The organism is Ignavibacteriales bacterium, from assembly GCA_026390775.1.
Classification (GTDB): domain Bacteria; phylum Bacteroidota; class Ignavibacteria; order Ignavibacteriales; family Melioribacteraceae; genus Fen-1258.
Genome location: JAPLFF010000007.1, coordinates 958,705 through 971,514, shown reverse-complemented (window position 1 = coordinate 971,514; position 12,810 = coordinate 958,705). Strand labels below are relative to the sequence as shown.

At 35.3% G+C, this 12,810-nt stretch carries 9 protein-coding genes; 5 read left to right on the top strand and 4 right to left on the bottom strand.

The genetic code is table 11. The features are described from left to right. From NTZ27_09480 to NTZ27_09465, 4 genes are all read left to right on the top strand, one after another. Complete coding sequence (locus NTZ27_09480) at positions 1–1,422, top strand: DUF5723 family protein (protein MCX6174969.1); 1,422 nt, start codon at positions 1–3, stop codon at positions 1,420–1,422. Between the two features lie 164 nt (positions 1,423–1,586). After that, positions 1,587–2,918, top strand: coding sequence for an ATP-binding protein (locus NTZ27_09475; protein MCX6174968.1), 1,332 nt, complete (start codon positions 1,587–1,589; stop codon positions 2,916–2,918). Further along, on the top strand, positions 2,911–3,909 hold the full coding sequence (locus NTZ27_09470; GenBank protein ID MCX6174967.1) for a hypothetical protein: 999 nt from the start codon (positions 2,911–2,913) through the stop codon (positions 3,907–3,909). Before NTZ27_09475 ends, NTZ27_09470 begins: the two co-directional genes overlap by 8 nt. Next, on the top strand, positions 3,909–5,162 hold the full coding sequence (locus tag NTZ27_09465; protein MCX6174966.1) for a site-specific DNA-methyltransferase: 1,254 nt from the start codon (positions 3,909–3,911) through the stop codon (positions 5,160–5,162). The genes NTZ27_09470 and NTZ27_09465 overlap by 1 nt, the downstream gene beginning before the upstream one ends. Before the next feature lie 44 nt (positions 5,163–5,206). On the opposite strand, the gene NTZ27_09460 is transcribed toward NTZ27_09465, so the two are convergent. From NTZ27_09460 to NTZ27_09445, 4 genes are all read right to left on the bottom strand, one after another. Next, positions 5,207–6,268, bottom strand: a complete 1,062-nt coding sequence (locus NTZ27_09460) for a methylated-DNA--[protein]-cysteine S-methyltransferase (protein MCX6174965.1) — start codon at positions 6,266–6,268, stop codon at positions 5,207–5,209. 110 nt (positions 6,269–6,378) lie between these two features. Then, positions 6,379–7,764: a Glu-tRNA(Gln) amidotransferase subunit GatD gene (gene gatD / locus NTZ27_09455; GenBank protein ID MCX6174964.1), complete on the bottom strand. Its 1,386-nt coding sequence runs from the start codon at positions 7,762–7,764 to the stop codon at positions 6,379–6,381. Positions 7,765–7,874: 110 nt separating this feature from the next. Beyond that, positions 7,875–9,779 carry a Glu-tRNA(Gln) amidotransferase subunit GatE gene (gene gatE / locus NTZ27_09450; GenBank protein MCX6174963.1) on the bottom strand — a complete coding sequence of 635 codons (1,905 nt, stop codon included), beginning with the start codon at positions 9,777–9,779 and terminating at the stop codon, positions 7,875–7,877. A gap of 125 nt (positions 9,780–9,904) precedes the next feature. After that, complete coding sequence (locus tag NTZ27_09445) at positions 9,905–11,245, bottom strand: PhoH family protein (GenBank protein MCX6174962.1); 1,341 nt, start codon at positions 11,243–11,245, stop codon at positions 9,905–9,907. Positions 11,246–11,369: 124 nt separating this feature from the next. Here NTZ27_09445 and NTZ27_09440 point away from each other — a divergent pair, with 124 nt between their 5' ends. Further along, on the top strand, positions 11,370–12,734 hold the full coding sequence (locus NTZ27_09440) for an NAD-dependent succinate-semialdehyde dehydrogenase (GenBank protein ID MCX6174961.1): 1,365 nt from the start codon (positions 11,370–11,372) through the stop codon (positions 12,732–12,734). Positions 12,735–12,810: the final 76 nt, after the last annotated feature.

Here is a 12,810-nt window from a genome sequence, read left to right as displayed (position 1 = left end):
ATGAAACCATACAAATTATTTATCGTTTTAGTTTTCATTTTCTCCGCAAATGCTTATTCACAATCCGGCGGTTCTATTGGAATGAGCGATGCGCGCTCTGCCGCAATGGGAAAGACAAGTGTAACATCATCATTAGGCCTTCGTGCGCTTGGAAACAACCCGGCAAATTTATTTAACGACTCATTAAAACATGTAGAATTTATAGTTCCTTTGCCGCTCCCAAGTATATCCGGCAATATCGGGACAAATTTTATGACGGTTGATGAATACAATTATTTTTTCGGATATAAAACAACCGATGCAAACGGAAAAACAATCGGCCGATATCTAACTGATTCCGATAAAAGCAGATTAAAAAATTTATTTGCCAACGGCGGAGCTATAACAGGTAATTTAAACGTGCAATTTTTTGCAATCTCCGTTAAACCAAATAATGATTTTGGAACGTTTGCGTTTTCAATGGGCGATGTTATTTCTTCTAATGTAACTTTTCCGAAAGGAATAGTTGATCTTGGTTTGGAAGGGAACTTGCTGAACCAAGTCTATAATTTTAATGATACAAAACTGAAAGCATGGTGGTTACGTAAATATTCTCTTTCATATGCGCGCAGTTTGAATATCCTTCCGGTATTTCAACAAATTTCTATCGGTGTTTCGTTCAACTTAATTCAAGGATTTGCTTACGCGGGACTTGATCACGTTGGCACACAATTAACTACAGGTGATGGAAATATTATAACCGGCAAAGGAGATTTTCTTGCGCACGCCGCCTTCTCGCCGGATTTTAATGTTAAGTACGATTTCGATAAAAGCACAACAGTAAAAAAAGATTTTAAGTTTTCTCCATTTCCAACTCCCGCGGGAAGTGGTTTCGGTTTTGATTTTGGAGTGAACGCAAAATTAAATGATGTTTGGTCTTTCGGGTTTGCAATTACTGATATTGGAAGCATTACCTGGAATAAAAATGTTGCGGAGTATTCTTCTAACAAGCCGATCTATCTTGATGATCTTACAAACCAGAGCCAACGCGATTCTTTAGTTAAAGCTCTTACCGGAAAAGACGGCGGAAAATATATCAGCGAATTTTCAACACAGCTTGCAACCGCACTTCGTCTCGGTGCATCAATGAACATTAACAATAAATTGTTGTTGGCATTCGATTACAATCAAGGATTTAATGATCAGCCAAGTAATTCTACCAAACCAAGATTTTCTATAGGTGCTGATTGGCAGTTTGGATTTTTTGCATTGAGATCGGGATTTTCATTTGGCGGATTCGATAAATTTAATTGGGGAATGGGCTGTGGTTTTGATTTTGGATTTCTTGAAATGAATTTAGGAACACCGGATTTTCAATCAGTCGTAAGTCCGAATACCGCAAAGAGAATTACATTTGCTTTTGATTCGAGATGGAAGTTTTAGTTGGTGGCTTGTGGTGAGCATAATTCAGGAATTAGTCTATTAATAGCAATAACATATCCTGAGTTCTGAGAGTCGAATTGTGAAAAACTAGTTGCACATGTATATTTTAATTATATAATTTGTTCCTATAATAAAATAATTCATACCAAGAGGGGAACACATCCATGTCAGAAAATGAAAATGTTGTCAGTTTCCGTCCTACCAAGCGTCTTCTTGTTGAAATAATTACAAAAGATATTAATGTTCATGATAGCATACTTGATTTAATTGATAACTCTGTTGATTCTTATGCTAGGCATAAAATAAAGGATAGAAGAAAAATTGAGATTGAAATGACAAACAAGTCACTAATAATCGAAGATAATTGTGGAGGTATTGATAGGGACACATTAGTGAATCATGTTTTTAGATCAGGAGAATTACCAGGATTTGTTGCTCAAACTATTGGTTACTATGGTATTGGTCTTAAAAGAGCATTATTTAAGCTTGCGAATGAATTTGTCTTTGAAACTTATGATGGGAAAGATTATTCAAAAATATTTATGAATGTTCCAGAATGGGAAAAAAAAGATGATGATGATTGGGATATACCACTGGATTTTAAGGATAATATTTCGCTAAAAGGGAAAAAGCCTTTTACAAAAATCACTATTAGTAAATACAAAGAAGAAATCTCAAGGATCTTAACGACAATTTTTATTAATAAATTTAAAAATGATCTTAGCATTTATTATACTCGTTTTATTGAAAAGGAAATTCAATTTGTATTTAATAATGAACAAATAGAAGCTTTTGATTTAGAAGCTACTTATAGTCCAGAGATAAAACCAATATTTATAAAGGAATCTTATGATAACGTAAAGTATAAAATATATTGTTGGGTAGAAAAAAAAACCGACTCACGTTCAAGAGCTGTTAAGATTCAAGAGAAAAACGGTTGGAATATATTTATGAATAAACGATTAATAATGATTAATGATAAAAGTTTAGTAACTGGTTGGAGTGGACAAAAATATGAACTTCCAAATTATCATAACATTTATAATGATTTTCGCGGTATCGTGATGATTGAATCAAGTGACCCAGGTCTTTTACCTATAAATACAACAAAAAATAATTTTAATTTAGAACATCCATTTTATCATTATATAAAGCAAAAGATGGTAGAAACTGCTAGACCTATAATTACGTATCTAAGTAATAAATATAATAGAGATAAAATCGATAATGTTGATAGAGAAATAGATCAAGAAATTAAGAAAGACAAGGATGATGAAAAAAAATTGGAAACTAAGTTTATTGATGATCTAAAACCACAAGCAAAGTTTAATCCTCCAAAATTGAAAAAGAAAACAGATTTAATTCCCATTTCATATAAAAGACCTCTAAAGCAAATTGAAAAAATAAAACAAACATATCATTTAAAAAGTAATAAAGGAGTTGGTGAATATACTTTTGATTATTTCTGGAATTTTGAGGGACTGAAAGATGAGTAAAAAATATAGCTTTGAAAAAATAGATTATTTGCTAAGACCCAAAAAGCAAATAGAAAGGAAAATATTTATCGATATTCTTAATAAAATTCAAAATATCAGTATAGTAAATCTAAGTGATTATTATTATATAGGAATGGGTTCGATATCTTATTATGACTTTATTTTATTTCACAAGTTCTTGAACATTAAAAAAATGATTTCTATTGACAACTCAACTCTAAAGAGGCGGTTTGAATTTAACAAGCCATATAATTTTGTTGAGTTTTACAATAAAAAATCTACTGATTTTTTATCAGATTATAAAAATGACTCTAATTTTATTCTATGGTTAGACTACGATTTTGGTATCTATGATGAAAACGATAAACAATTTAGATCATTAATAGAAGACGATATCTCTTTGGTTGTTGATAAGGCTATTGGCAAGGATTTTTTTCTTATTACAATTGACATAAAATTAAATAAAACTAATGATCTAGAAGAAGCCGAAGAATATCGAAGAAATATTTTTCATTCTATTGATCAATATATTTCACCACAATACAAACATATTAAATTTATAAAACAAGAATCTTTTGCAAGAATTGTTCAAGATGTTATAATTAATATTATTGAAGAAAAAATAAAGAATAAAAAAAACTTAGATTTCTACAAACTATTTGCTTTTACATATAACGATAGTACGCCAATGTTTACTATTGGTGGTGTGTTTGACGAGAATAATCTTTTGCAAGAAAAGATGAAAAAAGAAAAATTTGTTTCAACAGACGAAACAATAATTGATATTGATGTGCCAATATTAACCTATAGGGAAAAATTATATTTGGATCAAAAGATCGAGAAGAATTTTTTAGATGGTAAAATTTTGAAAAAAGACATAAAAAAAATTACAAAAAACATAGTGTTTGATTTGGAAGATATGGAAACCAATATCAACAATTATTTTAAATATTATAGATACTATCCTCAGTATTTTGAAGGGATTATTTAATGTTGCTTAGATATGAAATAATTGATGCCAGACATACGGAACTGTATTTTAAAAAACGGAAACCTCTTTCACCAAAATTAATTATAACTTCACCCCCATATCATAATTTGAAAAATTATGATAATAAAAAGAACCAAATGGGATATAAACAGACTTATGATAATTACCTAATTGATGTAATAAATGTTTTAAAGCAATGTTTTTCTATTGCTGCAAAAAATTCAACTCTTTGGCTGGTGGTAGATACTATTAGAAAACAAGGTGAGCTAAAACCACTCCCATTTGATATTATTAATAAATTGAGCGATAGCAAATCTTGGAAGCTTAGAGATATTATTATATGGAATAAAAAGAAAAATATTCCTTGGCACGCTAAAGGAAGGTTCAAAAATTCATTTGAATACATACTATTTTTTTCAAAAGGTAGTGAGTACAAGTTTAATATTGACAAAATACGGGAATTGGGAGAGTACAAAAAGTGGTTCAAGAGCTATCCGGAAAGATATAGCTCAAAAGGACAAGCCCCATCAAATATTTGGGAATTTAATTCTCCCCTCAGAGGATGGGGAAAGGGATATCAAAAACATCTTTGCCCATTTCCTTTCGAATTGATTGAAAGAATAATTTCTCTTGCAACTAATGAAAAGGATTTAGTATTTGATCCATTCGTCGGCTCAGGAAGTGTATTAGCAATTGCAAATTTGATGAACAGAAAAGCGATTGGTTTTGATTTATCAACAAATTATCGAAAAGCTTTTGAGAAAGAAGTAAAAGTTGGGGCAAAAAAATTTTTTGAAAAAAGCGAAAAAGAATCTGTGAAAAATAAAAAAGCACTTGGAGAATTTAAGAAAGAAAACATCAAATTGAGAAAAGTAAAAGCAGCGGTAGAACTATCCTCTTTTATCAACAAAAAATATATAAATCAATCAAACCGGTTTTTTGTTCTAACAAATGGAAAACAGAAAGAATTAAATCTTTACTTTGTTACAGATAATATTAAACAAGACAAGTCTCTAATTCTCATGATAGAGACATTAAAAAAACGTGCGCTACAAGAGTATAAACTAAAAACAAATATTCACATTCTTTCCTCAAAGAAATTTAGTGAAGAAAATAATATTAATAAGAAATTATACTTATACGCACCAGAAAAAATTCATCAATATGAGGGTAAGCTTAAAATTTTTGAAATAATGAATGGCAAAGGAGACTCAAAAAAAATATACTCAGATTTGCCCTTGTCAATTTCTTAATACTACTTTTATTTTAAATAACATTAAATTTTTTTTCCATACATTTATTTTCCTTGCTCAAGCTCTAACAATCGTTGCTTTCTCCAAAGTCCTCCGCCGTATCCGCCGAGATTTCCATTCTTATTAACTACACGGTGACATGGAATGACAATCGCAATTCTGTTCAATCCGTTTGCATGTCCAACTGCTCGTTGAGCTTTTGGAACGCCAACCTTTTTTGCAATCGTTTCATAAGAAACAGTTTTTCCAAACGGAATTTTTAACAACTCATTCCATACTTTTTGTTGGAACGGACTGCCGGGATAAATAATCGGAACGGTAAATTCTTTCAGAGATCCTTCAAAATATTTTTTCAATTCTTTACGGAGATGATTGAGGTGTTTGTTTTCACCGGGAACGATCGGAGACTTAAAAAGTTTTCTCAATGTAGTAAACTGTGCATCAAGCATTCTTCGGTCAGAAAATTCGAGTAAACAAATTCCCTCATCAGTTGCGGCAGTTATCAACGGTCCCATCGGGCTTTCAATCCATGCAGTTAGAATGCAATCTTTTGATTTACTTTTGCCCGGCGGTGTGCCGAAAGTTTTTACAAATGCATCGCGGAATCCGCTGTGCGATTCATACCCGTGTCCGAGCGCTACATCATCAAGATCTTTCCCTTGTCGAATCTGCTCGAAAGAAATTCCAAGTCGTCTTCCGCGGCAATATGCTTGAAATGTCATATTGTAATTTTTCAAAAAATATCTTCTTGCTCGTGCCGGATTAATTTTGACAGAACGGAGAAACGCATCGTTGTAACGGGCGGTAGGATTCGCATCAATCATATCAAGCAATTTATTTACCCATTCAGGCGGTGTTCCATGAGTTTCAAGAGGACGGCAGCGTTTACATGGACGATAGCCTGCAAAAACTGCTTCACGTGCAGATGGAAAGTACTCAACATTTTTTGGCAATGGTTTTCTTGCAGAACAAGACGGACGGCAGAATATTCCCGTACTGCGAACAGCGAGATAAAAAATTCCATCGTATGAACCATCGCTCTTTTTGTATGCTTGTTCCATCTCTAACAAAGAAGGAAGTGTGTTTTGGCTTGAAGCTGTGTTCATAAATTAATCCCATCAAAATTTCGACGAGCAATTATACGACCATTCAATTATTGCGTCCACCGAAAATTGAACATGGATATTTTTTAGAAGTATCTGGGTGATCTAAAAAATCATTTTATATACTTAGAAATAAATTCTTCAACCTCAGGCAAACCACCTTGATAGATTAAATAACCATTGCTCGGTTCGCGTTCGGTAATTTCTCCGGCGATAGATGTTAACATTATATCTTTCACTTTTTTCTGATCTGTCGTTTGTCCTAATGCCCAGCATAATTTCATGTAAGCAACTTCGGGCAGCATATTCTCTCCGGGAATTACACCGAGCTCCATCATATCACGACCGGTATCGTAAACATACATTTGTACGTATCCCCAAAGTGTTTGAACTGTCATGTAAATTGAAATTCCTTTTTCGTGTGCACGTTTAAGTGCGGGATACAAAGGTTTGTTCACGTGTCCAAGTCCAGTGCCTGCAATAACAATTCCTTTGTAGTCATTATCAATAAGTGATTCGATGATATCAGGTTTCATATTCGGATAGTAGTAAACAATACTAACTTTTTCTTCGAACGCAGTGTTAATTTTTACATTGCGGTCTTTGCGTCGGCGTTTATAATCTTGTCGCAGAGGAGTGATTTCATCGCGGCTGACTTTTGCAATAGGAATATCGCCGATAGTTCTGAATGTTGAGCGGTAACTTGAATGCATTTTTCGTACACGAGTTCCGCGGTGAAGTAGTCCGTAATAATCCGATGTCGGACCGAACATACAAACCATAACTTCTGCAATATCGCTTTCAGCCGCAGTCTTAACGCTGTGCATTAAATTCAGTGCCGCATCGGAGGAAGGACGGTCGCTCGACCTTTGCGAACCTACCATAACAATCGGAACTGGAGAATTTTGTACCATGAAAGAAAGCACCGCCGCTGTGTGATGCATCGTATCTGTTCCGTGACCGATCACAATTCCATCAACGCCTTTTTCAATTTCTCTTCCTATTGCTTCTGCAGTACCTTTCCATTGATCGGGCCCCATATTTTCGCTGAAGACACCGTAAAGTTTTTCCGTTTCGAGATTGCAGTAGTTGGCAAGTTCGGGAACGGAACCGTAAAGCTCTCCCGGTGAGAATGCAGGAATAACTGCGCCGGTTCTGTAATCAAGACGCGATGCAATCGTTCCGCCCGTGCCGAGAAGTTTTACGTTTGGCTTTGATGGATCGCGCGGAAAATCTTTTTCCGGAATTTTATAATGCGCTTCTTTACGTCCTCTTATTTGAATGTCGGTTACCAAATCGGCGGCAACCCCAATGTTATAACCGACAGGCATTTTGATTACGATGTGAAAAGGATCTGCTGTTTCGGAACGTGGAAGGATGATACCCTTATATTTTCCTTTTGTTGTTGTGATCTCAACATCACTCCACACAAGAGCACTGAAATTTTTTAAAACCGAAAGCGTCTTGCCTCGGTAACCTTTGTAATTGTCATCTGCCATAATTTTTCCTTTGTGTGCTTTGCGAATTTCTCAGCGTCCTTTGCGGTTTAAAAATTTAACGCAGAGAACGCAAAATCCGGCAGCTGCCGGATCGCAAAGAGCGCGGAGATTCAAACATTAATTTTTTTAGTTACTGTTTTTCCTTCAACATTCATTCTTACTTTGTTCATTACTAGTCCCATTAAAACTTCTTTTCTATTCTCATTATTTATCAAGCGCACTTTACTTAATTCATTATTCGTTTCAGCTATAATCTCTTCTAGTTCTTTTGTTGTAAGAGGTTTAGGTAATAATTCGGGATAGAATTTTCCTTTCTTAATAGATTTTTGCATTGCGGTTAAAATTCCGTCTCTGGAAAGCAAACCGTCTTTGTATGACCGGAAAATTTCTCTCATTATTTCTTCATCGAACAGTCTAATATCAAAACTACTTCTCTTTAACCGCTTGGGAAATTGTATTAACACAACTGCGGTAAGTATTGGATCCATTCTCCATTCATCAACAAGAAACTTAAACAACGGAGCGAATTTTGAAATTGATAACTCACGTAACGTGTCTTCTGGAATTCCAAGTTTACAATACCACTTTTCTCTATCCCAAAAATGTTCGGGCAAATTTAAACGAAGTTTTTCCAACCGTTCTTCTGTTATTCTCGTTGGCGGCAGATCAGTATCGGGATACATTCTATCTGCGCCAGGCAAAATTCTTTCAAAGCCATTTGTTCCATCGCGCATCGCTTGCCGTGTTTCCGATGGAACTCCAACAGTAGCTTCTTTTGCGCGGATAATAATTTCCTTCACAGCCATTTCAGTGTCTTGTTCATTTCCCCAAACGAGAACCATTGTATCGTTGTTTGTTGCACCAACCGCACGCTTAATGTTTTGCCAATCAGCGGAAGTTAAAGTATCTCCCTTACTATCCGAATGAATGATGTTTGGAATATTTGTTAAGCAAGCGATCACGCGCACGCGGTCGGAAATTTCTTTTGAAAAATAAGTGTCTGTTTGAGTCTGCCAGTGAAGAAGTCCAAAGTAACCGCGAAGCACAACACATTTCACCAATAATCCCTGATCTGTTGCAGTGCGGATTGGTAAGTAGAGAGCTTTTTTTACAATACGAGTAATGTCGTCGGACTTTGTTTCAAAAGTTTCTTTTGTAATTCCTCTTCGATGAAGTTCATCACGTAAACGTAAAAGATTCCACTGGCGCATTGCTTCGTAATATGTGAGGAGCGGAATTCTTCCGATCTTAGGCACACCTTTAATTTCAATTCGTGTTCCGCCTTCAACACTCACGTTAACATCTTCACGCGCCGATCCGATACCGCGGCGGACTTTGTTTGTACTTCGAACAAGATTCGCACAAATCTCGGCAACTTCTGCAACTTCGAACGGTGTTCGCATATTCGGTCCGGTTACTGTTTCGATGAGCGGCATCCCGAGACGATCTGTTCTGTAAACTCGCAAATGTCCGGAGTCTGATATTTCGCGGCATGAATCTTCTTCGATCGACATTTGAACAATATCTATCGTGCGGTTCTTGTATGGAATTTTTCCATCAAGAGCAAAAATTGCAGTGCGCTGAAATCCAGTGGGAATACTTCCGTCCAAATATTGTTTACGTGCAATATGAAGTTCATCAACGATTGAACAATCGAACAGCATACCGCACTGTAAAGCAATGTCTAATGCATCATCATTTATTAAAAACGGCGGTGTGTCATCCATTTCATAAGTACAAACACTTTCACGATTGATTCTGTAAAGAATATCTTTCTTTGTTTTAAATTCCATCAAAGCGGTACCGTCGTATTCACCAAGTTCTGAAAGAGTGGGACGCATGTGGCGCAGAATTTCAGCATCGTAACGGTCGCTATATTTTCCCGCGGGACAACGGCAGAAAAGTTTTTTCGTAGTGAAAAGCTGCTGATGAATTTCTAATCCGGATTTGAATCCAACCGTTTCATAATCTTTATCGGTCATTTCTTCAAACGGTTTGAACAAAAAATCTTTCATGATCTAATTTGTTTTCGTGGTGAGAATAAATGAAGTGAAAAAGTTTAACATAAACACAAAAATATATTGTTTGCTTATGAAAACTTAGCGAGAGGTGTTATAAGAAGCAAACTTACAGCAGGGAATTATAGGAGATTGCTTGCAAGTTCTGCTAATTCTGATCGTTCTCCTTTCTCAAGATTAACATGTGCGTAAAGTTTTTGTCCTTTGAAATGATCGATCAAATAAGAAAGACCATTTGATTGTGCATCAAGATAAGGGTGATCTATCTGGTAAATATCTCCAGTTAAAACAATTTTAGCACCTTCACCGGCGCGTGTAATAATTGTTTTGATTTCGTGAGGAGTAAGATTTTGTGCTTCATCAACAATAAAATAAATTCTTTGCAAACTCCTTCCTCTGATGTAACTAAGAGGTTCAATTACAAGTTTCTCATCTTTTATCAGCGCGTTAATAAGCTGATAACTCTTGTCGGTTTCCGGAAATTGATCTTGTATAACTTTTAAATTATCCCACAACGGCTGCATGTAAGGAGCCAGCTTGCTTTCTACATCACCGGGCAAGTAACCGATATCTTTATTACTCAAAGGAACCACCGGACGGGCAATATATATCTGCCTATAATTTTTTCTTACTTGAAGCGCACATGCAAGTGCAAGTAAAGTTTTTCCGGTCCCTGCTTTTCCCGTCATTGAAACAAGAGGGATATCGGAATTAACAAGTGCATCAACAGCAAAAGTTTGTTCTGCATTTCTTGGTTTAATTCCATAAGCAACTTGTTTATCAATGCGCTTAAATTTTTCCATCTCTTGATCAAGACAGGAAAGTATGGAACGGCTTGAGTTGCGCATTATAAAAAATTTATTCGGCACAGCTTCATTTTTAATTTTCTTGAGGATTTGTTTAGCGGGAACTTCAAACGGCGGTTGATAAAGCCGCTGTAAAATATCGTCATCAAAATCCTCGACAATAGTTTTGCCGCTGTAAAGCTCTTCTACATTTGTAACCCAGTCGGTTGTATAATCTTCTGCGGGAATACCAAGTGCTTTTGCTTTCATGCGGAGATTTACATCTTTCGTTACAAGAATCGTCCGCTCTTTTTCTTTCCCGGATTTATTAGCTTCGAGAGCAGCACTAAGAACTCTGTGGTCAACATTATCTTCGCGGAATACATCATGGATTTCCTGCGCAAGTCCGCGGGTAATAACGATTCGTACTTTGCCTTTTCCTTTTCCAAGAGATACACCGCCGTTGAAAATTTCATTTCCGGTGATTGAATCAAGTGTGCGGGCAAATTCGCGCGCATTCAAATTAATCACTTGATTACCGCGCTTGAAGTGGTCTAACTCCTCTATCACGACAAGCGGAATGATTATATTATTTTCTTGGAAGTGATTTATGCAAGTAGGATCGTGAAGGATTACGTTTGTGTCGAGAACAAAATTTTTAGGACTGGGTTTTTTCATAAAGAACAATAATTTATTGTGAAAGAATTTCTGAGTAATTTCAGATGGAACATAATAAATTTTTTTTTCTTTATCGAAAAATTCTTTTCTAAGGATGTTATTTAACACAAGCAGGAATAAAATTATGGCTATTCAAACAATTAACCCGTCAACCGGTAAACTCGAAAAGACATTTATTGAACATACTAATGAAGAAGTTCTTAAAATGATTGAGAGCTCGGACACCGCATTTCACAAATGGAGAGGAACAAATTTCACCTTGAGGTCGCAACTCATGAAAAACGCAGCTAAGATTCTTCGCGATAAAAAAGAATATTATGGTAAAATATTAACTCTTGAAATGGGTAAACCAATAACTCAAGCTATTTCTGAAGTTGAAAAGTGCGCTTTGGTTTGTGAATACTATTCTGATAATGCAGAAAAAATTCTTAGTGAAGAAATTGTTCAAACTGATGCTTCACAAAGTTATGTGCGCTTTGATCCTCTCGGAATAGTGCTTGCTGTTATGCCGTGGAATTTTCCGTTCTGGCAGGTATTCCGTTTTGCTACACCCACTTTAATGGTGGGAAATGTTTGTTTGCTTAAACACGCATCAAATGTTCCGATGAGCGCACTTGCTATAGAAGAAATCTTCTTGGAAGCCGGTTTTCCCAAAAACACATTTAAAACTTTACTTATCGGCTCTTCACTGGTTAAAGATGTAATTGATCATCCTTTTGTAAAAGCAGTTACTTTAACCGGAAGTGAACCGGCAGGTAAACAAGTTGCACAATTGTGCGGTGCAAAATTAAAAAAAACAGTTTTAGAATTAGGCGGAAGTGATCCGTTTATTGTTCTTAATGATGCTAACATTGATGAAGCAGTTAAAACAGCAGTAACCGCACGATTGATTAATAATGGTCAAAGTTGTATTGCCGCAAAAAGATTTATTGTTGTAGAAAAAATTTATGATGAATTTGAAAAGAAATTTATTGAAGCAATGGGTAAAGTAAAAATCGGCGATCCGATGGACAAAGAAACCGAACTTGGCCCGATTGCACGTGAAGATTTGTTAAATGAACTTGACGAACAAGTTAAACAATCTGTTGCAAAGGGCGCTGTTGTTTTATGCGGAGGAAAAAGAATTAATAAAGAAGGATTTTATTATGAACCGACTATTCTTTCGAATCTCTCTAAAGGAATGTCTGCTTATGATGAAGAAATATTCGGCCCCGTTGCAAGTTTAATAAAAGCAAAAGATGAAGATGATGCAATTAAAATTGCAAATGATTCTCCGTTCGGACTTGGTGCTTCATTATGGACTTCAAATATTACAAAAGCAAAAGTGTTAGCGAGTAAAATAGAAAGCGGTTCGGTATTTATTAACGGAATGGTAAAATCAGATCCGAGATTGCCATTCGGCGGAATTAAAAATTCAGGATACGGAAGAGAACTTTCTCATTACGGAATAAAAGAATTTGTAAACATCAAAACAGTTTGGATTAAATAGCTATCGGTGATCAGTTATCGGTTGTTAATAATTATTTTTTCTCCGATAACTGATAACAAATAACTTTTAACTAATG